At 29.8% G+C, this 26329-nt stretch carries 30 protein-coding genes; 27 read left to right on the top strand and 3 right to left on the bottom strand.

What is annotated here, in order from left to right; translation table 11 throughout:
• The 8 genes from CBLAS_RS07145 (at position 1) to CBLAS_RS07175 (ending at position 4692) form a co-directional block, all read left to right on the top strand.
• Entirely contained in the window at positions 1–438 is a 438-nt protein-coding gene (locus CBLAS_RS07145) for a single-stranded DNA-binding protein (RefSeq protein ID WP_106872910.1), read from the top strand.
• Between the two features lie 2 nt (positions 439–440).
• The gene (locus CBLAS_RS07150) at positions 441–1142 is read left to right on the top strand and encodes a TrbM/KikA/MpfK family conjugal transfer protein (protein ID WP_106872908.1); all 702 of its coding nucleotides are present in this window, start codon (positions 441–443) and stop codon (positions 1140–1142) included.
• 7 nt (positions 1143–1149) lie between these two features.
• On the top strand, positions 1150–2382 hold the full coding sequence (locus tag CBLAS_RS07155; protein ID WP_106872906.1) for a toprim domain-containing protein: 1233 nt from the start codon (positions 1150–1152) through the stop codon (positions 2380–2382).
• A 150-nt stretch (positions 2383–2532) separates the two neighbouring features.
• Positions 2533–2661: a hypothetical protein gene (locus CBLAS_RS09690; protein WP_277620717.1), complete on the top strand. Its 129-nt coding sequence runs from the start codon at positions 2533–2535 to the stop codon at positions 2659–2661.
• Between the two features lie 5 nt (positions 2662–2666).
• Complete coding sequence (locus CBLAS_RS09695) at positions 2667–2789, top strand: hypothetical protein (protein ID WP_280527638.1); 123 nt, start codon at positions 2667–2669, stop codon at positions 2787–2789.
• 531 nt (positions 2790–3320) lie between these two features.
• A complete protein-coding gene (locus tag CBLAS_RS07165; RefSeq protein WP_106872904.1) occupies positions 3321–3722 on the top strand; it encodes a hypothetical protein in 402 nt (133 codons plus the stop codon).
• 69 nt (positions 3723–3791) lie between these two features.
• On the top strand, positions 3792–4142 hold the full coding sequence (locus CBLAS_RS07170) for a nucleotidyltransferase family protein (RefSeq protein WP_106872902.1): 351 nt from the start codon (positions 3792–3794) through the stop codon (positions 4140–4142).
• Positions 4135–4692: a HepT-like ribonuclease domain-containing protein gene (locus CBLAS_RS07175; RefSeq protein WP_106872900.1), complete on the top strand. Its 558-nt coding sequence runs from the start codon at positions 4135–4137 to the stop codon at positions 4690–4692. The genes CBLAS_RS07170 and CBLAS_RS07175 overlap by 8 nt, the downstream gene beginning before the upstream one ends.
• A 23-nt stretch (positions 4693–4715) precedes the next feature.
• On the opposite strand, the gene CBLAS_RS07180 is transcribed toward CBLAS_RS07175, so the two are convergent.
• Positions 4716–6344: a relaxase/mobilization nuclease domain-containing protein gene (locus CBLAS_RS07180; RefSeq protein ID WP_106872898.1), complete on the bottom strand. Its 1629-nt coding sequence runs from the start codon at positions 6342–6344 to the stop codon at positions 4716–4718.
• Between the two features lie 591 nt (positions 6345–6935).
• Here CBLAS_RS07180 and CBLAS_RS07185 point away from each other — a divergent pair.
• From CBLAS_RS07185 to CBLAS_RS07275, 19 genes are all read left to right on the top strand, one after another.
• The gene (locus tag CBLAS_RS07185; RefSeq protein ID WP_106872896.1) at positions 6936–7247 is read left to right on the top strand and encodes a hypothetical protein; all 312 of its coding nucleotides are present in this window, start codon (positions 6936–6938) and stop codon (positions 7245–7247) included.
• A gap of 10 nt (positions 7248–7257) precedes the next feature.
• Positions 7258–7500, top strand: a complete 243-nt coding sequence (locus CBLAS_RS07190) for a hypothetical protein (RefSeq protein WP_106872894.1) — start codon at positions 7258–7260, stop codon at positions 7498–7500.
• An 8-nt stretch (positions 7501–7508) separates the two neighbouring features.
• Positions 7509–9992, top strand: coding sequence for a VirB4 family type IV secretion/conjugal transfer ATPase (locus CBLAS_RS07195; protein ID WP_106872892.1), 2484 nt, complete (start codon positions 7509–7511; stop codon positions 9990–9992).
• A gap of 139 nt (positions 9993–10131) precedes the next feature.
• Complete coding sequence (locus CBLAS_RS07200; RefSeq protein WP_106872890.1) at positions 10132–10785, top strand: VirB8 family type IV secretion system protein; 654 nt, start codon at positions 10132–10134, stop codon at positions 10783–10785.
• Positions 10782–11990 carry a TrbG/VirB9 family P-type conjugative transfer protein gene (locus CBLAS_RS07205; protein WP_106872888.1) on the top strand — a complete coding sequence of 403 codons (1209 nt, stop codon included), beginning with the start codon at positions 10782–10784 and terminating at the stop codon, positions 11988–11990. Before CBLAS_RS07200 ends, CBLAS_RS07205 begins: the two co-directional genes overlap by 4 nt.
• Position 11991: 1 nt before the next feature.
• The gene (locus CBLAS_RS07210) at positions 11992–13149 is read left to right on the top strand and encodes a DNA type IV secretion system protein ComB10 (protein ID WP_106872886.1); all 1158 of its coding nucleotides are present in this window, start codon (positions 11992–11994) and stop codon (positions 13147–13149) included.
• 12 nt (positions 13150–13161) lie between these two features.
• Entirely contained in the window at positions 13162–13380 is a 219-nt protein-coding gene (locus CBLAS_RS07215) for a hypothetical protein (protein WP_106872884.1), read from the top strand.
• The gene (locus CBLAS_RS07220; RefSeq protein WP_106872882.1) at positions 13373–14317 is read left to right on the top strand and encodes an ATPase, T2SS/T4P/T4SS family; all 945 of its coding nucleotides are present in this window, start codon (positions 13373–13375) and stop codon (positions 14315–14317) included. Before CBLAS_RS07215 ends, CBLAS_RS07220 begins: the two co-directional genes overlap by 8 nt.
• Positions 14314–14754 carry a plasmid mobilization relaxosome protein MobC gene (locus CBLAS_RS07225; RefSeq protein ID WP_106872880.1) on the top strand — a complete coding sequence of 147 codons (441 nt, stop codon included), beginning with the start codon at positions 14314–14316 and terminating at the stop codon, positions 14752–14754. Before CBLAS_RS07220 ends, CBLAS_RS07225 begins: the two co-directional genes overlap by 4 nt.
• Positions 14747–16645: a type IV secretory system conjugative DNA transfer family protein gene (locus tag CBLAS_RS07230; RefSeq protein WP_106872878.1), complete on the top strand. Its 1899-nt coding sequence runs from the start codon at positions 14747–14749 to the stop codon at positions 16643–16645. The genes CBLAS_RS07225 and CBLAS_RS07230 overlap by 8 nt, the downstream gene beginning before the upstream one ends.
• Before the next feature lie 195 nt (positions 16646–16840).
• Entirely contained in the window at positions 16841–17035 is a 195-nt protein-coding gene (locus CBLAS_RS07235; protein WP_106872876.1) for a hypothetical protein, read from the top strand.
• A 41-nt stretch (positions 17036–17076) separates the two neighbouring features.
• Positions 17077–17970, top strand: coding sequence for an ArdC-like ssDNA-binding domain-containing protein (locus CBLAS_RS07240; protein WP_106872874.1), 894 nt, complete (start codon positions 17077–17079; stop codon positions 17968–17970).
• Positions 17971–18029: 59 nt separating this feature from the next.
• Positions 18030–18302 carry a hypothetical protein gene (locus CBLAS_RS07245; RefSeq protein ID WP_106872872.1) on the top strand — a complete coding sequence of 91 codons (273 nt, stop codon included), beginning with the start codon at positions 18030–18032 and terminating at the stop codon, positions 18300–18302.
• Position 18303: 1 nt separating this feature from the next.
• Positions 18304–19515: a type IV secretion system protein gene (locus CBLAS_RS07250; RefSeq protein ID WP_106872870.1), complete on the top strand. Its 1212-nt coding sequence runs from the start codon at positions 18304–18306 to the stop codon at positions 19513–19515.
• A gap of 12 nt (positions 19516–19527) precedes the next feature.
• Positions 19528–19977, top strand: coding sequence for a hypothetical protein (locus CBLAS_RS07255; protein ID WP_106872868.1), 450 nt, complete (start codon positions 19528–19530; stop codon positions 19975–19977).
• 14 nt (positions 19978–19991) lie between these two features.
• Positions 19992–21944, top strand: coding sequence for a type IA DNA topoisomerase (locus tag CBLAS_RS07260; protein ID WP_106872866.1), 1953 nt, complete (start codon positions 19992–19994; stop codon positions 21942–21944).
• 50 nt (positions 21945–21994) lie between these two features.
• On the top strand, positions 21995–22954 hold the full coding sequence (locus CBLAS_RS07265; RefSeq protein WP_241517650.1) for an adenine-specific methyltransferase EcoRI family protein: 960 nt from the start codon (positions 21995–21997) through the stop codon (positions 22952–22954).
• Between the two features lie 743 nt (positions 22955–23697).
• Positions 23698–24354, top strand: coding sequence for an AAA family ATPase (locus CBLAS_RS07270; protein ID WP_106872862.1), 657 nt, complete (start codon positions 23698–23700; stop codon positions 24352–24354).
• 15 nt (positions 24355–24369) lie between these two features.
• Positions 24370–24936 (top strand): hypothetical protein, encoded by a 567-nt coding sequence (locus CBLAS_RS07275; RefSeq protein WP_106872860.1) that lies wholly within the window; start codon positions 24370–24372, stop codon positions 24934–24936.
• A 29-nt stretch (positions 24937–24965) separates the two neighbouring features.
• Here CBLAS_RS07275 and CBLAS_RS07280 read toward each other — a convergent pair whose 3' ends face one another.
• Complete coding sequence (locus CBLAS_RS07280; RefSeq protein ID WP_244948128.1) at positions 24966–25736, bottom strand: replication initiation protein; 771 nt, start codon at positions 25734–25736, stop codon at positions 24966–24968.
• A 75-nt stretch (positions 25737–25811) separates the two neighbouring features.
• A complete protein-coding gene (locus tag CBLAS_RS07285; RefSeq protein ID WP_106872856.1) occupies positions 25812–26318 on the bottom strand; it encodes a hypothetical protein in 507 nt (168 codons plus the stop codon).
• Positions 26319–26329 lie beyond the last annotated feature (11 nt).

A 26329-nucleotide genomic window follows, 5' to 3' on the forward strand; every position in this document is an offset into this window, starting at 1 on the left:
ATGAATAAAGTTGATTTGTGTGGATATCTGGGAAGAGATTTTGAATTAAGATACAGCAACGCAGGAAATACAATAGCAAGTAATTCATTGGCAATAACTAAAAAATGGACAGATAGTAGCGGAAACAGAGTAGAGCATACAGATTGGATACCTATTAAACTATTTGGCAAAACGGCAGAAGTAGCAAATCAATACTTTAAACAAGGCTCTCAATTTTTATGCTCAGGGGAATTAGCAACAGACGAATATATAGATAATAACGGAAATACGAGATATATTTGGGAAGTTAGAGTTAAAGAATTTTATTGGTTAAATAAAAAAGGGGATAAAAAAGACGTTTGCGATCCAAACAAAACCGAAAATATACTTGACTCGAATTTAGAGCCAAGTGAGAGCATAATGCACGAAGAAGAAGCACAAATTTCAACAAAGGAGTAGAAATGAAAAAACGAGTTTTAGTCATAATTTCGGCTTTGTTTTTAGCAAGTAGTCTAAATGCAGGAGATATACTAACAGGTGACACAAAACTTGCTTGTGAAGCTATTTTATGTTTATCTAGCGGAACAAGACCTAGCGAGTGTTCTCCATCATTAAAACGTTATTTTAGTATTCATCACAGACATTGGAGCGATACTGTTAATGCCAGAAGAAATTTTTTAAGACTTTGTCCTGTTGGCTCATCTGCAGTCGACGATAAAGTATTTGCAGATTTAAGAGACAATGTTTTGCCTAATCTAAGTGCTGATAAATGCACAGCGGAATGGTTGAATAATCATCCTGAAACAAAATGTGTTAAAGAAAATTGTGGGGATAAAAGATGTCATTGTATAGAGTATAAATACAGACCAAGAACTAAGCTTTTTGGATTTTGTAATGCACTTTATAATCATAAATACACAAATGTTAAGCCAAAAAATGTATGTAAAAATACTAGATGGTATTCTAGCATAGAATGGTCTAGTGAAAAGGCTTATACAAATATTTCAAAAGATGAATATAATAATTTAAAAGCAAAAGGCTTTAAAAATTTAATAGTTAACACAAGTAGTAGTAAATTTTGTAAAAGATCAAACTCAGAGTTTTGCAAAACTTATTATAAAGTAGAAAATATTAAAAAAGATTGCTGGGTAAATAAGGATTAAAATTGCTATGGAAGTAAAAAAAGAAAATTTAGCAGAACTTCCATTGGATGAAATTTTAAAAAATAACGGTTACTACGAGAAGAGAAATAAGAGCAGTAGAAATTATAAGACACTTACAAACGATCAAGACGATACAATAGTTATATCACGCCAAGCCAATGGGCATTATTTATATTTTAATCCAAGTGACAATGACGATAGGGGAAATATTTATAATTTTGCAAAGAATCGTGGTGTAGGAATAAGAGATCTAATAAACATCGATAGAATAAATATAAACGAATTAAAAAGCAATATAAAACCGATAGAAACAACAAATCAAAGCAATAAAAAAGTAATAGAAGACTTTAAAAAATTACCTATTATTACAAGCAATTCATTTTTAGTAGTCAAAAGGAAAATTGATCCCCAAATTTTAAATAGTTTTAGCATGTTAAAACAAGATGAAAAATATGCAAATGCCATAGCACCAAGTTACACTTGTAAAAGCTTTCGCAATGGAGAGAAAAAAATTGAATTTTTAATCCAAACAGGAAGTGTTAGCTACCTTTCAAAACCTCTTACTAAAGATAGGCAAGGAAATCCTTATGACAAGCCAATTAAACAGCTGTGCAACGGAAACAAAGGATTAGAAATTTTAAAAGGGGACGACTCGCAAAAAAATTTAGAAAACTTTAAATATATTGTAATTTGCGAGAGTGCAATAGATGCTTTGTCATATTGTGAACTAAAAAAGTTAAATTTAAAAGAAACTATTTTATGCTCAACAAATGGGCAAATATCAAGTAGCCAAAAAGAAGTATTTAGTTATCTAAATGAAAAAGCTACAGATGCAAATATAATACTAGCATTTGATAACGATAAAAAGGGGATAGAATTTAATGGCATAGTAAAAGAGATAATCCCACGAGCAGTAACAGATAAAGCCATTTTAAAAGACTTTAATGATGATTTGGTTGTAGGGAAAATACTTGGACTAAAAGCTGATGAAATTAGCAAAGAGAGTATCACAAAGCCATTAAACGAATTTAACAAAAAAGTGGAATATTTATCAAAGAAATATGATATTTTAGAACCACAGGCGAAAAACAATAAAGTAAAGGAACTATTTGGATGTAATATGTCTAAATTTAAAGAAATAGAGCTAAAAGTACGATGTTTAGCAGAAATGAGAGAGTGTTATAAAAGACTAGATATCGTCTGTAAAAAAATAGAAAAAGATTATTTAAAACAGAGATAAAGGGGAAATAAAATAGGGCTTTTTACACTTTAAGGCTTATATAAGCTTACAAAATATAACTAAAAAACCGATAAAATCGCTATTTGATAGCATTTTATGAATTACAACTTTTTACAAAATGTCCCGATAAAGCGAAAAGGAAATTAAAACATGGATAGACGCTATAATAAATTTGAAAGAGCATATGAAACAATGATGGAATTATCAAAAGCTCCTCTTCCCTTTGAGCAAATAAGCAATATAAACGACAAAGAGATTATATTTTTAAAAAAACAATAGAAATGATGGTAAATTATCTTGACTCATTAGGCTTTGAATTTAAAGGTTTAAGCGAAGAAGTCCTAACATTTATCGACGAAGAGATAGAGCAAAGAAAACAAACAAAACTATATTTAACCCATTTTTAACGCATATATAACCTATAATTAAATTTACTTTTAACTCACAAAAGTAAAACATACACCAGAAATAAAAAGAAATAAGTGGCAACTCCTTCATTAAAACAGGTGTTTTTTACACTTTAAGGCTTGTATAAGCTTACAAAATATAACTAAAAAACCGATAAAATCGCTATTTGATAGCATTTTATGAATTACAACTTTTTACAAAATGTTCCGATAAAGTAGAATAAAAAACAAATAACAAAAAAAGAAAGAGCAATGAATTGTTATAGCATATTCAAAATAGTCTCTTTTTTGTAAAATAAATAATACATAATAAAAAAAGAGATTATATTTTAAATAACACTTTATAACTTATAAATAACTTTATAATAACTAATTATTTAACACTTTATAACTTTAATATAACTAATATTTTACTATATATTTAACACAATATAATCATATTTTAACACACTTTAAGAAAATAGTGGTATAATTATAAGAACATATTTATTCTAAAGTATGTATAATTTTGGAAAATTCAAGGAGAAGATTATGCAAAGGTTTAAAACTTTAGTAGCTATTGCTACAACAGGGGTTATAATATCAGGATGCAGTGAATTAAAGTTACCCGAACCACCAAAGATGCAAAGTAGCAAACAAACAAGCGATATTAATAGTATATCCTCAAAAAAACCTGATCAATTAACAGAAGTAGAATGTAAAAGACTATTAAAAATGGAGAAAGAAGCAAAAGAAGCAAAAAAGATAGCCGATGAAGAAACGAGAGTTAAAGGGCAAAGAAATGTTCAAGGCAATATTTATCTTGATGCAGCAAACAAAATGGCAAAACTCAATAAAATATATTATTTAACTGAAAAGTTGAAATATTGTAAAGAATTAGGTAAAGAGACAGTCAATATCGATATAGATAAAATAATGGAAATAAATCGATAAATTGGAAAAAGATAGACAGAATATAGTTTAAAAATCATTTGATAAAGATTACAATAAAAAGAGTAAAAAATGATAGTTTTAAAACAAGAATATAAAAACTCTATTTTGACAAAAGATGCTATATTGGAGTATTTATCAGAACTAAAGTCAAACCTTAAAAATGATGGCATTAAAAAAATAGGCTTATTTGGAAGTTATGCCAAAGGTTATGCTGATGAAAATTCAGATATTGATATAGTTGTTTTAGCGGATAAAAAAGAGTTTTTAGAGAGACTAGATGTGTATAATGCACTTGAGTATTTGGATAATTTAAGAAAGCAAATTTCAAATAAATTTCACAAATCTGTAGATATTTGTGATTTTTACTCAGAACAAAAAATGGAAGATAATAAAATAGTAAAAGGGGCAATTTATGTCTAAGCACATCCGAAGATTGGAAATAGCGGTTGAAAAAATAGAAGAAATAGAAAAAATTTGTAGTTTAAAAGGGGTTAAAAAAGCTTTAGAAGATGAGTCAATTTTAAAACCTGCCATAATGAAACACTTTGATGTAATTCATCAACAATTTGAAAAGTTAGAAAAAGATCAAGAATATAAAATTTTAAGTAAATTTGACAAAGACGAACTAAAAGGATTAAGGCGTGTTAGAAACTGGTCTTCACATGATTACGATAATATACAAAATGAAATTATAGAGCAAACAATACATACAAAATTACCAAAACTTAAAGGAAATATACAAGAAGTTTTAAAAGAGACAAAAAAAGAACTATGTAAAAATTTAGAAAAAAATGTTGATTATTTTACCAAAAAAAAAGATATTTTAATGCCACAAGCAAAAACAGAACTTATAAGAAGCATTGAAAAAGAGTATAAAAAATTACAAGAGCATAAAATTGAACTAGAGAAGCCATATGGCGATAAGATAAAAAATATAATTAAAGAAAATTCAAAAGAAAATCAAAAATAAATTATGAGAAAAAGGGAGAAAAACTACTCCCTGTACGCATTTTGTCTAATTTCAAAGCCATCTTTGCTTTTAGATTTTGATTTATTAATGCCACTACGAGAGCTGAATTTATCTGCCATGTCTGCTTCTTTTTTGATTTTAGCCAGTCGCTCATTTGGCTGGGTACTAAGTACAGAAACACCCTTAAAATATTCTTTAAATAAAAAGTCATTTTTGTTTATATTTTCACTTTTTAAAAGCTTTTTAGAAACATATTCAAACCGCTTCTCACACACTTCAGTAATAAATTCTTTATTACTATTAAGCCGTTTTTTAAACTCTTTAGCTTCATCAGCTCCAAGTTCTGAATGTTCTAAAATGTATAAATTTTTATCCAAAGTCTCAAGCTTTTTACCTAGTTTAAAAAGACTTTCATTGTGACCGAGCATCCTAGTAACGATTAAGCTATCATCAAAGTATTTTTTAGCATTGTCATCTTTTCTATCGCGAAGCACGGCTATGGCTCGTTTAACTTTTGTATAATTCTCAAAATCAGCCTTACTCGCACCTTTGTTTTTCGGATAAAGCTTGTTGTAGTTATAGCTAAAATTTTCAAGCAAAGTAAGCCCAACTGAGCGGTCTTTATAGTTTGCGAGTTTCATCTCGTTAAGGCGATTAGCTTCATACGTTAGCTTGTTAATATTTTTAATTTCAATTAAAATTTTATTGCTTTTGTCCTTGATAATTTTATTGCTTTGCTTTAATTCTTTAGCAAGTTTATACGATTTTTTATTTCGCTTTTTAGCATAGAGTAAGAAAAGTTTTAAAAGCTCTTCATTGACTTTTTTAAGTTTCTCAAGATCATCATTCATAGTTTTAATTCGCTCAGCAGTCGAGTTGTATTTTTCTCTGTTTTTATCTTGCATTTTATCATAATAGTCGTTGATTTTATCCTTAGCCGTATAATCATCCGCCTCAAGCTTAATACTAGATTTTATTTTGTTAAATTGGTTTTTTAAATCCTTATCCAAGAAATTTTTATTTTCATATTTTAGACCACGAGCTGATAGGGCATAAGCAAATGCATCCCTTGCATCATCAAAAAATTCTCTAATCTCCGTACGACTATCAAAGTGAATTTTTTTGCCAGTAAAATTATTTCTTTTATTTAAGACCACATGTACATGCGGATTATTCTGATGAGTATGCGTTACAAACACATACTTATGTCCTGTAAAATTAGTACCAAGAACACTCTTAACACTTTGCTCTAAAGCTTTTAATTTTTGTTTATCACTGCATGGCTCTTTGATAGAAAACATTAAATGCCATGCATCTTTTGAGTTTAGATTTTTGCCAAAATCCTTGCTCCATTCTATCATCACTTCATCACTGCTTACTTTCTCCCCTTTTTCATTAATAGCTGTGCCGTCAATAGAATTTTTAAGAGCATAATCAATGCATCTTTTAATTGAAGTTTTTGGTAAATTTGAAATCATTTTAATAACGGATTGTTTGGTAAAATTATTTTTTGAAAAATTAGTATTAGATCTTGCAAATCCTCTACCACCTTCAAAATAAATATTTTTATGCTCGGATTTTGTAAATTTAGTTCGTCCAGCTCTGATAGCTTTTAATTCATCAAAATATTTATCCCAATCAATACTACTCAAAACAATCTCCAAAAAAAATAAAAAATATTTGAAAATTATATTAGCTTAGTAAAAATAAAAAAGAGATTAGAAGAAGTAAGGCAGGATAACCCCTTTTGTGTGCCATTTTTTAGCATAAATACCGAAAAAATCGGCATTTATAGCTGATTTTTGAATTTTTAACAAATTTCAAAAATAAAATAAAAAAGGCTTTGCATTTTTATTTTTGAATAAAACAAAGTAATTAAAGAAAAAATAGAAAATTTTAAAAAAATATTTGAAAAATTTTAAAACTAATAAGAAATAAAAAATCATATTTGCAAAAAACAAAAAAGAATAAACAAAATTATAAAAATATGTAAAAAATGGAAAAATAAGAAAAAAATTTAATTAGAACATTTTGCAAAACAATATTTTTTAAAAAAACTTCATCAAACATCGCAAATATAATAAAAACTAAAAAAATCAAAAAGTAAATGAAAATATTAAAATAAATTAAATACACTTAGCAAATGCCTATAAAATGGTAATTTTAAAAAATAAAATTACAAAATGTTTCTTTTTTGATTTTGATATAGTTATGAAATAAAATCATAATCAAAGGACAACTCAATGAAAAAAATTTCAAAAAACCTCAAAAAGATTTACTGGCTCTTAGTATGTTCGCCAGTCTTTTTATTTGGTGCAGGAGACAATGTGCTTAAAAAAATGGCAACTGCTGCAAATGAACAAATCACGGAAGCTGGAAGTAGTGTAGCAAGTGTTTTAAATACAGTCATTCTTGTACTTGGTGTTTTATGGATTATATTTTTAGCATTAGTTGCATTCTTTAATATTGAAGCTGCAAAAAATCACGCAAAATCTATTTTAATTGCTTCAATTATTCTTGGTATTTGTTACGGATTAACTGCGGCGGCAATGTAAGGAAGCAAAAATGATAGTAACAGACTGCTATATGGATTTAACTAAAAAAACAAAAATAATAGGTTTAACTTCAACGAGCTTAATTATTGTATTTATAGCTGGATTTATAGCGTGGTTTGTTTTAATTTTATATTCATTAGTGGTTGTGGCAGTTTTATACTGCTTGTTTTTTATTTTAGAATTTTTTGATGAAGATATATATGCAATCATCGGTTCTAAAATGAAAATTTCTCAAAATAAATTTTATGCATAGGGTTAAAAATGGCTCGTGGATTAATTGATGTATTTAAAGACTGGAAGAAGGAAAAACAAAGGGAAAAAGAAAAGCAAGAGTTAAGCTTTGACAATGCCAAAAATGAAAAGAATGCAAAAAGCAACAATAAGCAGACAAACCGAAGCGGATTAAATAAAAAAGCAGACAAGATGATAATGTTAGCAGAACCACAAATTTATACATTAGCAAAAGAAAATAATATCGCATGTAAATATGGAGATAATGTAATAATTACAAAAGATGGCAATGCAACCATAGCAGTAGAGCTAAAGGGAACGAGCTATGCTGGAATTAGTCTAGATGATGAAACAGATTATCTTTTAAATCGTGTTATGTTTTTTACAACATTAAAAAACGATGTAGAAATAAATTTAATTATTAAAAAAGATAAACAAGATATAACTAAAATTAAAAAAAGAGATATAAACCCATACGCAGAAGAGATAATAGAAAAATGGGAGACAAATCAAGATATTTACTCAATAAAATATTACTTAATTATCTCAACAATCACTAAAAATTTAACAGGCATACTTGAAAGTTTTAAGACAAAAGTAACAAGCGAACAAAACGAAGAAAGTAGCGAGAGTGCAAATTTAAGACAAAAGATAGATCTATTAAATGAAACGCTTTTAAATATTAAAAATTATCTCTTAATTTATAATCCATGCCAGATGAAAGCTGATGAAATAATTAATTTTTATGCTACATACTCAAATGCAAAAGAAACCAGCCTAAGATATACAAACGAATTAATAACGGATTGTTATATAAGCTCAGACGTTGAATTTAAAAAAGATTATATAGAATTTTTTCGCAACGACGGCACTACCAAATATGCAAGATTTATAAGTGTTAAAGCCTACGAAACAGAGCAGTTAAAATCACTTATTACTTCAAATCTAATCAAAAGTAATAATGAATTTATGGCAATGATTTATTTTAAAGCATATGAAAAAAGAAAAGCAATCAAAAAAATAAAAGACACAAAAACATTCTCAGTTGATTTAGTAAAAGCAGAGCTTGATGAATTAATGGAGTTAGTTCAAGCAGACAGAGAAAACTTAGTAGAAACAAGCTTTTCAGTATATTGCCTAGCAGATAGCTTATCAGAGTTAGACGATAAAGCAAACAAGCTTAAAAATATTCTTGAAAATCAAGGGTTAAATGTCGTAAGAGAGACACTAAATCAAAAACCACTTTATTTTAGTTTCTTTCCAAGCAGGGGAAATTTAAATGCAAGAAAAAAAACGCTAAACATAAGCAACTTATCCACAATCGCTAACTTTGAAAACGAAGTAACAGGCTTTAATAGAAATGATTGGGGAGATGAAGCAGTAACAACATTTAAGCATATAAACCAAACACCATTCCTTTTTAACTTCCACTATACACCAGACGGCGATAGACCAGCAGGTCATACAATGATAATGGGTGGAACTGGAAAGGGAAAGACAACACTTGCCGAGTTTTTAATGACAAATCTATTTAAATATCCGATAAACATATTTGCAATGGATAAATTAAGAGGAATGAGCAACTTTACAAACTATATGGATGGAGAGTATCACGACAGCGAAAGCGAAGAGTTTAAACTAAACCCATTTACCCTTACCGATACACACGAAAACAGGGAATTTTTAAAATCATGGCTTCAAATGATGGCAGAGATAAAGATAGATGAACACGAAGAAAAAAAGGATATTAACAGCACAGTAGATAGAATGTATGAAATGAAGCAACCAAACCAAGTTATAACACTTAGTGACTTTATAATTTCACTTCCAGCCGACAATGATGGAAAATCAAGATTAAAAACAAGGTTTGATAGCTATAAAGGTTCAATATTTGATAACAAAGAAGATGCTCTAAATTTCAAAAAACAACTATCAGTACTAAATATGGATGGCATATTAACCAATAAGAAAACATCAGCACTTACAGCGATGTATATATTTCATAAGTTAAAAAACCAAGCAAAGAATAGTACCGATACTAGGGGTTTTTTCTGTTTTATAGACGAACTTAAAGATTATCTACAAGATGAAACTATGCAAGAAAAAATCCTAGAAAGCATACTAGAAGTAAGAAAGATAGGCGGAGTAATGTGTATGGGCTTTCAAAGCCTTAGCCTCTTTAAACAAATTGAAAGGGGTTCATCGTTTTTAGACAACATCGCAAATTTTATTATATTTCCAACAAGTAGCACAGAAGCATTAAACGAAATGCACGAAATGATAGGACTTGCACCAACGGAAATCAAATACTTAAAAGAGAGCAACTCAAGCTCAAGAGAAGTGCTTTTAAATATGAAGTTAAGAAACGAGAGTGCAAAACTAAATATAGATCTCTCAAAACTAGGAAGCCTATTAAAAGCATTCTCATCAAGTTCAGACAATGTAATGCTAATCAAAAAGTTAAAAGAAGAAAGCCCAAAACATTGGCGAAAACTATACTTAGAACACAGATAAAAAGGAGTAATGCAATGAAAAAAATAGTGATTTTAACAGCAATAATAATGATGTTTTTAAGTGGATGTGCAAACAAGCCGAACAAAATAGAAAAGATAAGCCCTTGTGCTTATTGTGACTTTTCAAAATAGGATTTAAAATGGCATTTGAAGATAGAAAAGTAGACCCAAATTTTATTTTTAAAATGGAAAGAAGCATTAAAGCATATATGCTTTACATCATTATAGCCTTAGCAGTTGTAAGTGTTAGTTTATCAATAGCACTAGCACTATTGACACCTTTAAAAGAAACAAAGCCAGTTTTGCTTAAATTTAGTGATGCTGACTCTCGCTTTGTAACCATTAGCGACACAAGCCTTAATATAAGGGGAGACGAACAGCTATTAAAAAGCATAATAGCTGGATATGTTAAAAATAGAGAACTAATAAATAGAATTGATGACATCGAACGATACAACGAGATAAGAACACAAAGCAGTAGGCAAGTATGGGAAGCATTCCAGACTTTAGTAGCCGATCCAAATTCAATTTATACCACAAAAAATTATTATAGAGATATTCAGATTTTAAACGTCTCTATTTTAAGCAAAAACGTTGCAACGGTAGACTTTCAAGCAGAAATCACGAATCCATCAGGAACGGATAAGAACTTTAAGAAATATAGAAGTGCAATAGAGTATGACTTCCAAAACCAAAGCAGTACATATTTGGACAACATAAAAAATCCTACAGGCTTTATAGTTAGCAAATACAGAGTCACGCAAATACTCGATGAAAGAAAAGATAAAAAATGAAAAATTTAACAAAAATATACATAATTTTAGCTACGGCTTTAAATTTAAATGCTCAGGGGCTTAGTGAAGAACAAATGAGCGAAGTAAGAGCAATTATGAGACAAACTCAAGAGCTAGTCAACGAACAGAAACAACAAGACCAGTCTATGGGTGAAAACATTTTTAATGATAAAACAAAAAATATTAATAAAAACATCCAAACAAGTGTAGGTATAAATCCATTTGGAGTATATGGACAAAAAAATTATCAAGAACATCCACAAGATGAGTATATAAATTTTGATGGTTCGACTTCCCAAGAGCCAAGAGAGTATAGCAAGGAAGAGATGGAGCTTATGCGAAATGCTATAAGAAATCAAGACTTAAAAGCATTACAGAAAAAATTTCACTCAAAAAAATATAGCGGATTTGAGAACACCAAAACAATAAAATACACACCAAACAAGACTCACAAAATAAGAACTCGCCATGCAATGGCAACAACTTTAATCTTTGACAGCCCAATAGAAAACTTTATACTAGGAGATCAAACAGGCTTTAAACTAGAGCTAATCCCAAATAAAGATGATGCAATAGCAGTAATTCCGCAATTAATAGGAATTGATACAAGTCTTACAATTTTTACAAGAGATGGAAAAATACATACATTTTACATATTTTCAACAGACTATAAAAATACAAAAGACCCAAGCTTTGTGATTTATATGAAAGATGAAGAAGCAATAAGAGCAAAACAGGCAAAAATAGAGAGAGACAATAGAGATTATAAAATCATACAAGATGGTATAGCAGAGCTAAAAATAAAGAAAAGCGATATTTACAATGGATACATACAAAAGGCAAACAAGGAAAACGAGTGGCTACTATCGGCTGAAATTTTTGATGATAAGAAATTTACTTACTTTAAATATCCAAAAGATGAACTACCTCAAGTACCAGCAATTTTTGCTGTAATCGATAATCAAGACAGCCCAGTAGAGACAAGGGTTATAGGAGATTACATAATAGCCGAGACCATAAATCCGAGATTTACAATTAAAAGCGGTAATAGCTATATATGCGTAGGACGAAAAGAGACAAAAGAAGAAAAAGATAGAAAAGAAATGAGAAAGAATTTAAACATAAGCAAAGAAGCAATAAAAGAAAGACAAAAAGTCAATAAAGAAAAGCAAAATCAAGCAATAAACAGAATAAAAGGAATATAAAATGAAAAAAGGGAAAAAAGCGTTATTCTTCAGCATTATGGCATTATATGCAATACAATCTCTTTCCCTTTTTGCTAATGAGCTAAGCGACGAACAGATAAGAAATTTGCAAAATGAAACGAATTTAAATCATCTTTTTGAAAATTCAAAATTCCCAGTTGATGATTACATTTATAAGGCAGGAAAGAGAGAGCCAAATAAAGATCAATCTGATATCGCCCAAGCTCTAAAAGGAAAAAAAGACAAACAAAATTCACCGACTCCACAAACACAGATGCAAATACCCCAATCCATGCTTGAGAAAGTAGAACAAGAAGAAAAAGCAAAAAGAAACAAAGCCAAACAAGAAGAGCTACAAGCCAAACAAGAAGCCTTGCGACAAGAGATAAGGGTTGATAATAAAAAAGCATATGACAACAAAATAAAAAAGCTTTTAAGAGCTCAAATTTTAGCCGATCGCAACAATGAAATTAAAAACATTGATGGTTCATCTTCAAAATATGGTGTTGATGGTTTTTCAAATCAAAAGTCTGTCGACATAAGCACAAACGAACATAGACTTTATAGGACAATAAGGGCAGGACGCATGATACCAGCTATTTTAACGACTGCAATAAGCTCAGATTTAAGTGGAATAATTACAGCTCAAATAGAACAAGACATATATGCCTCAATGGGGAGAGCCGTTTTAATCCCACGCGGAAGTAAAGCAATAGGCTTTTATACCAACGATACCAAAATCGGTCATGAAAGGCTAGAGATTAGATGGAGAGAAATTATTACACCACAAGGCATAAACATCATGTTAACGGATGCATTAGTTGCTGACAACATGGGTATGAACGGAGCTATAGGAGCTATAAATAATAAATATTGGGATAGATACGGCATACCTTATTCAATCTCAACTCTGACAAACGCCTTGCTTTTGGTAATAGCCTCAAAAACGCAAGGAGCTAACGCTTATACGCAAGAGTTATACACTAATACAAGAAGTGACGTAGGCACAGTAGTTCAAGATATGATACAACAGCAAAGCCAAATTAAGCCAACGATTGAAATTCAAAGCGGAAGTCGTATATTCTTAGTGCCGACAAATCATATGTGGTTTAGTAAACCAAAAAATGGCGAAGTCTTAATGAAATATTTTAAAGAATAAAAAGGATAAAAAATGCAATTTGAAAAAATACAAGGTCAAATAGAAAAAGAGCTTGAAAACAAAAAAGCTTACGACAAAATACTAGATAAAATCGGCACTCAACTAAAAACAACAAAAAAAGCCGAAGCAAATTACAACAAAGAGAAAGAGAAGTTGGAAAATTTGATTATAGAAAAAGAAAGGCTTTCATCTGCATCACAAGAAATAAACAAAGAGCAATCAAATGAGTGAGAGTGTAATACTTAATAATATACTAGGAGTGCTAACACCATACCTAAATTTAAAAGCAAATGAGCTTATTTTTAATAAACCATGCGAAATAAATGTAGATTATGGCGATCACTGGGAGATAATAAACGATACAAAACTAGATCTTAAATTTTTAAATAATTTCTTGATAGAACTTGCTACAAGGAGAAATCAAAGGTTTAGTGAAACACACTGCCATCTATCGTGTGAACTACCTGAGCCGTTTTTAAGATATAGGGTTCAGGCACAGCACAAATCAAGTCTTTTTAATAGCGAAATAGCAATCTGTATAAGAATACCAAGTAAAGAAAATTTCAAATTAGAAAGCTTTGTTTTAAGTGATAAAGTTAGACTTGATGGCTGGAATTACGAAAAAATAAAAGAACTAATAAGAGAAAAAAAGAATGTGCTACTAAGTGGTGGAACAGGAAGTGGAAAAACAAGCTTTTTAAACTCACTAATGGGCGAAATTGATCCCAATGAGAGAGTAGTAACAATTGAAGACAGCCAAGAGTTAAGAGTTGAAAACATAAATAAAACTCAACTTGCAGTCCCAAAAATAGCAAATGAAGTCTATAGCTACCAAATAGCAATAGACAATGCTATGAGACTCCGACCTGATAGGCTATTCTTAGGCGAAATAGATATAAGAAATACCTTCTCATTTCTAAGAGTTAATAACACAGGACACGCAGGAAACCTAAGTACATTACACGCTAACAGCCCAAAAGATGCAATAAAAGCTATAAAAACAAACATAATACTAGGCGGTGGCTTATCAAGTGTAGACGACAAGATGTTGGATAGCTTAATTATTACGGCAATAGACTATATTATCCAAATAGAAAGAGTTAAAAATCAAAGAGTAGTAACTGACATCTTAAATTTAAAAGAAGATATGGTAAGGATTGTAGCATGAAAAAGACAAGACACCACATATACTTAACAGAAGCCGATAATAGAATTTTAAAACAACTATCAGATAAGAGAAATCAAAGCAGATCCGCAGTTGTTAGAAAACTAATTCAAACCCAAAAATACAGAGATAATTTACAAGAGATAGAAACTAACAATAGAATAATTGGCAGTTATTTAAAAGAATTTAGCCATATCGGAACGAATATAAATCAAATAGCATACCATCTAAATGCAAATATAACAAATCATGAAGAAGCAAAAACAGACCTTGAAAAAAACATCGTGAAGCTAATGCAGAAGATAAAAGAGTTAAATGAAAAGGTTGATACACTAAAAATCAAGATAAATGTACCGCACATAAAAATAAAAACCCCAAGCAGTATAGAAGAGCAAGATGGCATACAAGAATACGAAATAAAAAGGGAAGAAAATGAGTGATACACAGAAATTCAGCACCAAAAAATGGATAGCCGTATTTATAACATCGTTATTGATGGGAGTGGTGGCATACTTAGGAATGGTCAAGCTCATTTTTAACCCAGATTTAGCAAATGTTCCGATAGTTGCTCTCAAAATTTTAAATAACATCGGAGAGCCAACATTAAAATTTAAAGCATATGTAGCACTTTTAATGCTTATAGCTCCATTTTTAATGTGTGTAGTGTGGTGGATGTTGCCATACCTAAAAGACAATGAAGACTACGGCTCAGCTAGATTTGCGATTCCAAAAGATTTTAAAAATATGAAAATTAACTACGATACTGGTTTGGTGCTTGGTTGTCTTGATATTGACAGTAACAATCCAAAATTCATAAGAGCAACACAACCGCTTTCAACATTAGTCGTTGCACCTCCTGGAAGTGGTAAAACCGCAGGTATGATAATTCCAAATTTGCTAAGTGTACCTAACTCTTGCGTAGTTTTAGACATAAAAGGGGAGTTATATGAAAAAACGGCTGGATATCGCCAAAAATATTTTAACAATGAAATTCAACTTTTCTCCCCTTTTAGTTGGGATAATACGCTATTTTTTAATCCGTTTGACAATAGCCTTATAAAAGATATGCAGTATTTGCATATCAAAAAACTAGCCGAACAGATAGCATCAACGATTTTTGTAGGCGAACAAGGCAAAGAAAACGATCACTGGATAGTATCAGCAAAAACTATGTTTGTATTTTTTGCAGAATATTTTATGCAAAAAAATAAACACGCAACATTAGCACAACTAGCACAAGCACCAAAAGCCGATTATTTTGATGTGTTAGAAGATAAATTTTTAGATGAAGCATTAGAAGAAATAGATGAAGATAATCCTGAAAAAGAAAGAGAAAGAGATTATGATGTTGATACTTTTAGAATATGGCTAAAACAAACTAGTTTTGATGAGACAATAGATGAAAATACTAGAAATCAAGCCAGAGCTTACAGCAAAGCTGCAGAAAATGAGTTTGCTAGTATAAAATCAACCTACGATACATTTATGAAAGTTTTTACTAATCCACAAGTAGCAAGTGCAACAAGTAAAATGAGCTTTACATTTGAAGATTTAAGAGAAAAAAGAATATCAATGTATGTCGTAGTTCAAACTGAAGACATGGAAATTTTAGCTCCTTTAGTGCGAATTTTTATAGAAACATTATTTAAAAAATTAATGAGTGGGCATGAGTGCAGTGATATAGATAAATTTATATATTGCTATTTGGATGAATTCGTCCGATTTGGCAAAATGCCATTTTTGCTTGAAGCACCAGCACTATGCAGAAGCTATGGATTACTCCCAGTGTTTGTTACACAAAGCTATGAACAAGTAAAAAAATACTATGGCGAAGATGATATGAATATAGTTAAAAACAATAGTGGATATCAAGTTATTTTTAATATGAATAGTGACAAGGATGCTGAAGACACAAGTAGGCTAATAGGAGATTATACGAATATAAAGATTAGCCGAAGTCAGGGAAACTTAGAATTATTTAAAAGCAACATCTCAAAGAGCAAAGAAGCCAAAAGGCTAGTAACCTCACAGGACTTAAAAAATCAAGATAGTAGCGATATTTTAATTTTGGTAAAGGGTTTCTTTAAGCTACCAATTAAAGCCAAAGTGCCATATTGGTTTAAGATGAAGCAATGGAGTAATGCAGATAAAATAAAAATAGTATCAATAGAAAATCCACAAGATGGGCTAGAAATCAATAAAGAAGAAAAATCCACAACAGACAACAAAAGCGAAGAAACAATAGAGCAAACAAAAAATGAATTTAATGAGAAAAAAATGCAAAGAGATGAGCTATTAAGAGCTTTAAAAATCAGAGTAAATAGGGAGTAAAAGTTATGATTTTATATGTAAATTATCGTAAAAATATATCTAAATTTATATGGTATCTATATTTAAATTATTTGTAAAAATATAGTTATTTTATATGTTTTTATATGCTTAAAGGTTTTAATCTAAGTATTAATGACAAATTAAAATTTAGATTAGAGTCTAAAAAGCTCTAAAGACTAACCCTAAGGAGTAAAAATGACTTATGAAGAAAGGCTTAAGCAAGAAAAAGCATACAAAGAGTATGAAAAACATCTTGCTGATCAGTTTGAGCATAGCGAAGATGGCGAATTTAAAATCAGCAACGAAGAGAGCAAGGAGTGGGAATATCTAAATAAGACCAACCAAAGCTTAGATATTGCAGACGAAGACGAGCCAAACACAAACTCATAGCCCAAAAGCTATGAGTAAACAACAGATGTAAAGGATTAAAAATGGCAAAAGAGCAAGAGAGAAAAAGTTGGGAGCAGATGAATAACGCAGAGAAAAAAGAAAGTTTTGATAAGTATGCAAAATTTAAACTTTTTGAAGCACACAAAACCACAAAAGCCGACTGGCAAAAAGATATGAGTAAAAAAGAAGTAGACAATACAATTCCATATAATGCATTAACTGGCAGAACATACTCAAGAGAAACTAGTATGTTACTAAGAGCAGAAATGGCGATAAAAGGTTATAACAAAGCTCAGTTTGTAACTATGGAACAAGGAAATGCTATGGGTGGAGTACTAAAGCTAAAACACGATGAACAAACAGGCGAAATTTTAAAGACTAAGAATGGCAAAGATGCAAGAGTTGATGGTGTAAAAATGCTTTATATTGCAAACTATGAGATGAGACCTAAGATTGACAAGGATGGCAAAGAAGTCACGGCTGTGGTTAAAGATAAGGACGGCAATATCAAGATAGACGAGAATACCAAAAAACCGCTCACTTACGTAGTTAAAGAAAAAATTCCGATTGAACCAAGACTAGAAACAAGAACTCTTTATCATGTGAGTCAGTTTGATGGACTAGACGAGAGCAAGGTAAAAGACAGGGATTTAACCGCTGTTCACAATTACAGAGAAACAGCCAAAAGCCAAGCATACGAAGTAAAGGTCGATTATGGCAAAACTCTAGGCATTAGCGGAAATTTGGAAAAGCAACTAAATAATCTAACATTAGCCCAAATCAAAGGTGTGGATTATTTTAACCCAGCTAAAAGACTTGATATGAGTAAAGAAGAAAATAAAACCATATCAAAAGAAGAAGATAAAGCCAAAGGCAAAAAATCAACTAAGAAAAAAACTAAAGAGAAAGATAATAGTTTGGATCAAGGTAGATAATCAATCAAAATGAAACTTAGGGTTAATGGGGCGAAAGCCCCAAATTTAAAAGGGAAAAAATGTTAATTGGATTTTTGAATTTTTTAGGTCTTAGTGATAAGGCTACTTACAAAAAAGAACCAACACATATAAACTATGCGGATGTAAAAAAAACTGAAGAATATATAGTGCAGATGCAAAGTCCGTATTTTGAAGAAGAAATTACAATCAAAACAATAATAAAAGACGGCAAAAAAATAGAGATTAAAAAAATAAAAACTGCAGAGCCATTAAACAACGGCAAGACTTTGTTGTCAATAAAAACATATAAAAAAGATATAACAAGGATGTAAAATGGCAGAACAACAAGTCGCAAAAGAGCTACTTACCGATAGTAATTGGATAAATAAAACACAAAACATAATGCAAGAAAATGTAATGAGCCTGTTTGAAAAATTTTATCAAGGAGCTCATGACATAGTTTATTCATCTGCAGTAACGACTGTCATAATTTTAATAGTCGTTTATTGGCTACTAGATAAACTTAAAAACGGTTATCCAACAAGAGATGAATCATTTGGGGCAATAAAATATATAATATCACTTTGTTTTATCTATGCGATGTTAAGTTCATTTGACGCTTACACGGGATTTTTAAATTTTTTAACAATTCCAGAAAGTGTCATTACAGCAGTGGTTAGCTCAATTTTTCAAAGTCAGGATTTTGGGACTATCGTAACAGAATCAGCAAATAAAGTAGATAATTTAAGAGCATCGATGTGGGATTATGGAACAACACAATACCTAAAATCACAATCTTGGAATTTTGGATTTTTTGAAGTTAATGGTCCAGCAGACTATTTAATGGCTGGGGTAGTAACCGCATTTTTAATGATTCCATTTTGGATATTTTATGCAGGATTTTTTATACTTTTAATAGGAATTGTAATAGTTATATTTTTTAGTAAATTTACAGCATTTTTGATTTTAAGCACCTTGCCTCTAATTATTCCATTTTTAATATTCTCAAGGTTTAGACCATATTTGTGGAGCTGGTATAAATTGTACTTATCATATGCAATTATAGCTCCTTTAGCATTTATAGCTTTAAATTTAGCTATGAATCCAATACTGCAACTTGAAAAATTTCAAAACAACATAGCGGAAATATTTTTAAAACAATTTGAGTATTTAATAACAGGATCTATTACTTGCATTACGGCAATTTTTATACTTAAAAGAATTCCAAGCTGGATAAATGCTGTTTTAGGCACTCAAATGGAAAGTGGAAGCGGTGGAGTAGTAGCAGGAGCCGTAGCTGGTGGAATAGCTGGAAAAACACTACTTGGTGGACTAGCTAGAAAAGCCAGTGGTGGAAGTTTTATAGGCGGGGCTTTGCAAAGCTTTGGTAGAGCGACTGGTGGAAATGCGGTTGGACATATTACGAAAACAGGAATTGATGCGAGTATTAACATGGGAAAGGATATAGGAAAAGGGGCAAAAATACTAGGAATTGGAACATATAACACCTACAAGGCATTTAGAGGTGGATATGCGATACCGTAAAAAGGATAAGAGATGAAAAACAATAAAAAAAATCCAAAAGATGCAAGTGAATTAAAAACATTAAAAGAGCTTAATGAAAATGCTAAATTGATACACGATGGTAGAATTCAACATTATTATTTAGAGTTAGGTAGAGCCTATATAAAAATAAATAGCAGTGATTCTGATGATATAAAAGATGGCAGAAAAAAACTAGAAAAATTTATAAATAATAGCTTTGATAAGATTAAATTTTTTATAAATAATCAAGATCATTATAAAGAAGAATGGCGTGATGAAGCTATATTTCTTTATAGATTATTTTTATCTTGGGATAATGATTTTAATGAAGATAATATTTTAAAAATTTTGGAAAATTTTATAGGTAAAGATGGCATGGAAACAATGAATCAAGAACTTCAAATGGAAGAATTAATAAAAGAACTTAAAGACAATTACAACCAGATGGAATCGCAACAATAAAATAAGGATAAATAATGCAAAACACGATAATTATAATTGAAAGCCCAAATAAATGTGAGAAAATAGAAAAAATTACTGGTGCAAAAGTTTATGCTACAAAAGGACATTTTAAAGAGTTAAGTAAAGAGATTGTGTCTAATTATCAAGATTATACTCCAATATTTGAAATAAAAAAAGAAAAAAAATATCAAATAAATCAAATTTTTAATGAGTGCAAAGGCAAAGATGTAATAATTGCAACAGACCCAGATCGTGAAGGTTACGGAATAGGCTATATGGTATATGACACAATAAAAAATATAGCAAAAAGTATAAAAAGGGCAGAATTCCACGAAATAACAGAAAGTGGAATCAAAAAAGGACTTGATCGTGCTGTGCCATTTACTAACTCAAATTTAAAAGAATTTGATAGTTTCAAAGCAAGAGCTGTAGGCGATAAACTAGTGGGCTTTATTATGAGTCCAACATATATAAATAAATTAAATGATAAAAATATAAGTGTCGGTAGAGTCCAAACTCCAGCACTTGCATTAATCGTTAAGCGAGAGCTTGAAATCAAAGAGTTCAACAAAAACCCTGCTTCAAAGCAAATAAGCTATAAAATCAAAGCAAAACTACAAACGAGAGACGGCATAGAATTTAATGCAATAAACGACAATATATTTACTTCAAAAGAAGAAGCAAATGCAAAAATAGCTGAATTTGCTAATGCAATGGCAAAAGTGTATCAAATAGACACAAAGCAAATCAAAATAAAACCTAATGCTCCATTTAGAACGAGCCAACTCCAAGAAATAGCTAGTAAAAGATTAGGATTTAGCTCAGATAAAACTATGAGTCTAGCTCAAAAGTTATTTGAGAAAGGCTTAATTACATACCACAGAACGGATAGTAACACAATATCAGATGAGTTTATAAACGAAGTAGAAGCTAAATTTAAAGAACAGGAATGGTATGAAAAAAGGGAATATAAAGCAGGAGTTCAGAGTCAAGCACAAGCTCACGAAGCGATAAGAATATCGCACGTACATGAATATACCAAAATAGAAGAAATCGGAGTAAAAGAAAACTTAAGTGACGATGAAAAGGCATTATATGAACTAATCTTTTTAAATTCAGTTCAAAGTCAAGCTAAAAATGCAATCAATGAAAACACTACATACGACATCAGTATAACAACACTAAGCTTTAAAACAAAAACCAGTAAATGCATTTATAATGGATTTAAAGGGGCGTTAAAAGAAGAATCACAAGATGATGAAGATAAGGATGAAGAAGTACTAGAAATTACTCTAAATTTAAAGCAAGGCGACGAAGTAAAAATAACAGGATATGAACTAGCTGAAGTTAAAAAACAAGCACCAAAACATTATAAAGAGAGTAATTTTATCTCCCTTTTAGAAAAAGAAGGTATTGGAAGACCAAGTACTTATGCGACATTCTTACCCACACTACTTAAAAGAGAGTATGTGATTATAGAGAAAAAAGGGAAGAATCAAATTATCATAGCAACAAGCAAGGGGATAAATTTTATCAAAACTATTAAAGCAAACGATGAATGGGTAAGTCAGAGCGAATTTACGAAGCAGATGGAGAGTGTACTAGATGAGATAAGCGATGGTAAAGTTGGCTATTTAGACTTTATCAAGCCTTTACATGAAAAGATGGGATTTGTAAAATTAAACTCAGGCGAAACAAAGCCACCAAGCGATAAACAACTAGAATGGGCAAAGAGTATAGCTAAAAACATAAATTTAGAACTTCCAAAAGGAATTGAAAGAGACTGGAAAATATGCTCAAATTTTATTGAGAAAAACAAAGATAAAGACGTGCGACCGCCAAGCGATAAACAACTAGCTTTTGCAAAGAAACTAGCGACAGATAACAAAGTAGAGTTACCAAATGGCATAGAAAAAGATGTCAAAATCTGTTCAAATTTTATAGATAAGCACATAAAGAAGAAATAAGATAAGATATGTTCCAAACAAAACCGACAGAGTCTACTAGTCAAGGATGGATGGCTAATAAAGAGAAAAAGCAAAATGTCTACTTTATGAAAGCAAAATACGAAGTAGATGATGAATTTTACACAAACTATCACGAAATCAAAAAAGAGCTAGATGATTACAAATCACATTTTAAAGGCAAGATTGTAGTGTGTCCTTGTAATGATGGAAAGAAAAGTAATTTTTATCATTATTTTAAATTAAATTTTAAAGAACTAGAATTACAAAAGCTTATAACTACGACTTTTAATATCAATGACCAAAATGCAAAGGGAACAAAAATAGAAATTACAACAAAAGAAAAAAAAGAAACCCAATTGCACGGACGTGGCGATTTTAGAAGCGATGAAATAAGAGAAATAATTGCACAGGGCGATATAATCGTAACAAATCCGCCATTTTCACTTTTTAGAGACTTAATAGAGATTGTAGAGAGTGAGAAAAAGAAATTTTTAATAGTCGGTGGTACATACTCAATCACTTATAAAATGATATTTGAATTATATGAAAAAGGCAAAATATGGCTAGGAAATAATCAAGTAAATATATTTACTAGACCAGATGGCACAAAAAAGCGTTTTTCAAACATAAGCTGGTTTACAAACCTAAAGAGCATTAAACACTTAGAGCCAATAAAACTAACAAAAAGATATAAAAACAACGAGCATAAATATCCCGAATACGATAATTACAAAGCCATAGAAGTAACCAGCTATAAAGATATACCAATTGATTATTACGGTATAATCGGCGTTCCACTAACATTTTTTTTAAGGCACAATCCAGCTCAATTTAATATATTGGGCTGTGATTTTCAAATCAAAGAGAAGTATCCCGAGCTTGTAAAGCAAGATTTTACACAAAGCAACACAAAATCAGCCGTGCTTAATGGACAAGAGATGTTTACAAGAATAATAGTACAAAGAAAAAATGGCTTAATGCCTAGAATAAAATTACAAAACCAATTTTAACGAGAATAGAAAATGAAAGAAAAAAAGAAAATAAGATTATTTGATAGCCCAATAAAGCAGTTTATATGGGTTTTTATAGCAATACACTTAATAGGAATCGGATTAAACATAATACTTTATCTTTTAAAAATACCAAGTGGAATAGAAACAATTATTAATGCAAGTCCGATATTTATAACATTAGCTATTATTTGCTATATAGTTTTTAATGTAATGTTGTATACAATATTAAAAATTAGATTTTTAATATCGCAAAAATAACCAACTTTTAACTCACAAAAGTAAAACATACACCAGAAATAAAAAGAAATAAGTGGCAACTCCTTCATTAAAACAGGTGTTTTTTACACTTTAAGGCTTGTATAAGCTTACAAAATATAACTAAAAAACCAATAAAATCGCTATTTGATAGCATTTTATGAATTACAACTTTTTACAAAATGTTCCGATAAAGTAGAATAAAAAACAAATAACAAAAAAAGAAAGAGCAATGAATTGTTATAGCATATTCAAAATAGTCTCTTTTTTGTAAAATAAATAATACATAATAAAAAAAGAGATTATATTTTAAATAACACTTTATAACTTATAAATAACTTTATAATAACTAATTATTTAACACTTTATAACTTTAATATAACTAATATTTTACTATATATTTAACACAATATAATCATATTTTAACACACTTTAAGAAAATAGTGATATAATTCATATAATTTTAATGTATTTAAGGAAGTATAATGATTGTATCGATTTGCAATGAAAAAGGAGGAAGTGGAAAAAGTACCTTAGCAACAAATATTGCCATTAATCAAAGTTTATCTAAAAACGAACTACCGCTATTAATGGATACTGATCCACAAAAATCGATAGCTACATTTTTAAACATAAGAAACGAAGAAAACAAACCAAAGGTTTTTGATTTTACATATAAATATGGCGAAAATTTAAAAGAATTCTTGCAAAACTATAATGGCAACAAAGACATTATAATTGATACAGGCGGAAGAGATAGTAGAGAGATGAGAATAGCTATTGCATTAAGTGATATGATTATAATTCCAACAATCCCAAGCCAGTTTGATGTTAGTGTGCTAGATAAAATGGTTAATGTTATAAAAATGGCAAAAGAACAAAACGAAAAACTCATAGCATATATAGTAATCAACAGGGCTTCAACAAATCCTTTTTTATATAAAAAGATCGAGAGTTTAAAAAGCTTTATAGAAGAGATAGAGCAAGATTATATAAAATTAGCTGAAACAATCATATATGAGCGAGAACGCTACAAAGTGGCAACTCAACTAGGGCTTGGTGTGGTTGAAATAAAAGATGGCAACAAGGCGGAAAGCGAAATTAAAAACTTATGTCTTGAACTTTTTAATACAAATAAATAGATTACGGAGATAAAAATGAATTTTAAAAAAACCACAAACTCGATTGAAAATTTAGATGCGTTTATAGATGGAGCAGAGACTCAAAAAGAGAGAAAAGAAATAAATACTTCTTTTATAAATGTTAAATTTTCAATAGAACTTGGAGAAAAAATCAGACAAAAATATCCAATACTATCTGTTTCCAAATTCATAGAACAATCGTTAATTACGGACATTCCACACATAAAAGAAGAAATTTTGCCATTTATTTATCAACAAGCCAAATGGTATGATATAGAAATGGATGATTTTGTAAAATTTAAAATGGGCTTAACGGAATCGCCACAGACAATAGAACCAAACAAAACGGATGCAGCATTAAAAAATAGGGGGTTAAGGATAAGTAATGAAAATAAAGAGAAAATAATCAAGAAAGCACAAAATATCGGGTTAAAAATTTTAACTTATTCAGAAATTAAAATTTTAGCTACTTATAAATTAAAAGATATTTTTACGTTTGAAGAGTTGATGCAATTTAAAGCAGAAGCGATGAATTACGAGCTAGAACTAGACGAATACATTGCAATGAGAATAAAGGGATAAAAAGCTTAAAAACGGCATATTAGCCGTTTTTATGAAGCCATATCACCTTTTAATATAAATTTGAATGAATATCCAATGATTTTTTTATTATCATTTACTAGAAACTGCTTTTCAAACATAAGTTTCTTAAAGTAGTTTTCATTTAACTCCTTTATGGATGGCAAAATTACTCTACTATCAATATTGCTGGACTCGTAATAATCTGGCACAGCCATAAGGTTCTCAAAATCAAATCGGCTAAATTTAACACATTTAAAACCATCTTTATCAGGTTTTATATTTTCATATTGGAGCAATAATCGATAAAGAGTTTTTGCAAATTTGCCTTTTATGGCTACAAAATCATATAAATTAATTTTCATAAATTTAAGAACGCCAAAGAGAATATCTAAGGCAATAGGATTCATTTTAAAGCGTAAAATTTGTTGATTTCTAAAGGCTTTAATATCGGTAAAAAATACACCCAAACTTAAAATTTCATCGTCATCTGTAATTTCAAGGGTTCTATATATTGCTGCACCGTCCTTGCCAAGAACTTTATTTGCAAAACTTTTAACTTCATCGTTAAACCTAGTTTTATTTATCCCTTTGTCAAAAAATCTAGCAATTTCAGAGTAAGGCATTTCTATAAAGCCTTTATTTTCTGCATATCCTTTTTGCTTTGCAAACCAGCAAATCGTAAAGAATATATCATAATCTCTAGCCGTAAAATTAACTGGAAACAAAATAGAATTCATCTTATTTTTAAAAACAAGAGAGCCGTCTGTTTTTTTAAAATTCTTTTTTGAAACTTCTAGCACAAAATCGCCTTTCTTAAAATAGAAAGAAAAGTCACTCATATTTATACCTCGTAATCTAAAAATTTGACTACAATTTTAAAATACTTTTAATGTGTTGAAGCTTAAAAATATTAAAGATAGCACAAATATTAAAAAAAATGAACATAAAGACTTAGTTAAGTCGGAAACAACCATAGCTAAAAATATAAATAAAGATATAATAAATGAAATTATCCAAATAAATGAAGATTTATAATAGATTAAATAATAATTATCATCACTAAAAGTGTTTAAATCTTTTTCTATATGATAAAAAAACCAAAATACAAACACTAAAATTAAAATTAAAGTTGGTAACAATAAAAATATTGAAGATGTATAAATTACAACGCCTAAGGATTCTCCCCATGTAAGGCTTGGTATATATTTATAATTAATATAAAAATATATACTATAAATTAGCAACCCAAGACCAAAAAATATAACAGTTGATATCCATTTATTACTCATAAATAAATCAATAATTTCTCTAAAAGTCTCTTTTTTGATTTTGAAATCTTGTTTTTTGCTTTCTTTAATACTTTTGCTGTTGTCAATTTCCATTTAAAATCCTC

Source organism: Campylobacter blaseri (assembly GCF_013201895.1).
Lineage (GTDB): Bacteria > Campylobacterota > Campylobacteria > Campylobacterales > Campylobacteraceae > Campylobacter_B > Campylobacter_B blaseri.

What these genes read in the sequence shown, in the direction of transcription:
- CBLAS_RS07145 (WP_106872910.1), top strand. Translation starts at nt 1, where the DNA reads ATGAATAAAGTTGATTTGTGTGGATATCTGGGAAGAGATTTTGAATTA.
- CBLAS_RS07150 (WP_106872908.1), top strand. Translation starts at nt 441, where the DNA reads ATGAAAAAACGAGTTTTAGTCATAATTTCGGCTTTGTTTTTAGCAAGT.
- CBLAS_RS07155 (WP_106872906.1), top strand. Translation starts at nt 1,150, where the DNA reads ATGGAAGTAAAAAAAGAAAATTTAGCAGAACTTCCATTGGATGAAATT.
- CBLAS_RS09690 (WP_277620717.1), top strand. Translation starts at nt 2,533, where the DNA reads ATGGATAGACGCTATAATAAATTTGAAAGAGCATATGAAACAATGATG.
- CBLAS_RS09695 (WP_280527638.1), top strand. Translation starts at nt 2,667, where the DNA reads ATGGTAAATTATCTTGACTCATTAGGCTTTGAATTTAAAGGTTTAAGC.
- CBLAS_RS07165 (WP_106872904.1), top strand. Translation starts at nt 3,321, where the DNA reads ATGCAAAGGTTTAAAACTTTAGTAGCTATTGCTACAACAGGGGTTATA.
- CBLAS_RS07170 (WP_106872902.1), top strand. Translation starts at nt 3,792, where the DNA reads ATGATAGTTTTAAAACAAGAATATAAAAACTCTATTTTGACAAAAGAT.
- CBLAS_RS07175 (WP_106872900.1), top strand. Translation starts at nt 4,135, where the DNA reads ATGTCTAAGCACATCCGAAGATTGGAAATAGCGGTTGAAAAAATAGAA.
- CBLAS_RS07185 (WP_106872896.1), top strand. Translation starts at nt 6,936, where the DNA reads ATGAAAAAAATTTCAAAAAACCTCAAAAAGATTTACTGGCTCTTAGTA.
- CBLAS_RS07190 (WP_106872894.1), top strand. Translation starts at nt 7,258, where the DNA reads ATGATAGTAACAGACTGCTATATGGATTTAACTAAAAAAACAAAAATA.
- CBLAS_RS07195 (WP_106872892.1), top strand. Translation starts at nt 7,509, where the DNA reads ATGGCTCGTGGATTAATTGATGTATTTAAAGACTGGAAGAAGGAAAAA.
- CBLAS_RS07200 (WP_106872890.1), top strand. Translation starts at nt 10,132, where the DNA reads ATGGCATTTGAAGATAGAAAAGTAGACCCAAATTTTATTTTTAAAATG.
- CBLAS_RS07205 (WP_106872888.1), top strand. Translation starts at nt 10,782, where the DNA reads ATGAAAAATTTAACAAAAATATACATAATTTTAGCTACGGCTTTAAAT.
- CBLAS_RS07210 (WP_106872886.1), top strand. Translation starts at nt 11,992, where the DNA reads ATGAAAAAAGGGAAAAAAGCGTTATTCTTCAGCATTATGGCATTATAT.
- CBLAS_RS07215 (WP_106872884.1), top strand. Translation starts at nt 13,162, where the DNA reads ATGCAATTTGAAAAAATACAAGGTCAAATAGAAAAAGAGCTTGAAAAC.
- CBLAS_RS07220 (WP_106872882.1), top strand. Translation starts at nt 13,373, where the DNA reads ATGAGTGAGAGTGTAATACTTAATAATATACTAGGAGTGCTAACACCA.
- CBLAS_RS07225 (WP_106872880.1), top strand. Translation starts at nt 14,314, where the DNA reads ATGAAAAAGACAAGACACCACATATACTTAACAGAAGCCGATAATAGA.
- CBLAS_RS07230 (WP_106872878.1), top strand. Translation starts at nt 14,747, where the DNA reads ATGAGTGATACACAGAAATTCAGCACCAAAAAATGGATAGCCGTATTT.
- CBLAS_RS07235 (WP_106872876.1), top strand. Translation starts at nt 16,841, where the DNA reads ATGACTTATGAAGAAAGGCTTAAGCAAGAAAAAGCATACAAAGAGTAT.
- CBLAS_RS07240 (WP_106872874.1), top strand. Translation starts at nt 17,077, where the DNA reads ATGGCAAAAGAGCAAGAGAGAAAAAGTTGGGAGCAGATGAATAACGCA.
- CBLAS_RS07245 (WP_106872872.1), top strand. Translation starts at nt 18,030, where the DNA reads ATGTTAATTGGATTTTTGAATTTTTTAGGTCTTAGTGATAAGGCTACT.
- CBLAS_RS07250 (WP_106872870.1), top strand. Translation starts at nt 18,304, where the DNA reads ATGGCAGAACAACAAGTCGCAAAAGAGCTACTTACCGATAGTAATTGG.
- CBLAS_RS07255 (WP_106872868.1), top strand. Translation starts at nt 19,528, where the DNA reads ATGAAAAACAATAAAAAAAATCCAAAAGATGCAAGTGAATTAAAAACA.
- CBLAS_RS07260 (WP_106872866.1), top strand. Translation starts at nt 19,992, where the DNA reads ATGCAAAACACGATAATTATAATTGAAAGCCCAAATAAATGTGAGAAA.
- CBLAS_RS07265 (WP_241517650.1), top strand. Translation starts at nt 21,995, where the DNA reads ATGGCTAATAAAGAGAAAAAGCAAAATGTCTACTTTATGAAAGCAAAA.
- CBLAS_RS07270 (WP_106872862.1), top strand. Translation starts at nt 23,698, where the DNA reads ATGATTGTATCGATTTGCAATGAAAAAGGAGGAAGTGGAAAAAGTACC.
- CBLAS_RS07275 (WP_106872860.1), top strand. Translation starts at nt 24,370, where the DNA reads ATGAATTTTAAAAAAACCACAAACTCGATTGAAAATTTAGATGCGTTT.
- CBLAS_RS07285 (WP_106872856.1), bottom strand. Translation starts at nt 26,318, where the DNA reads ATGGAAATTGACAACAGCAAAAGTATTAAAGAAAGCAAAAAACAAGAT.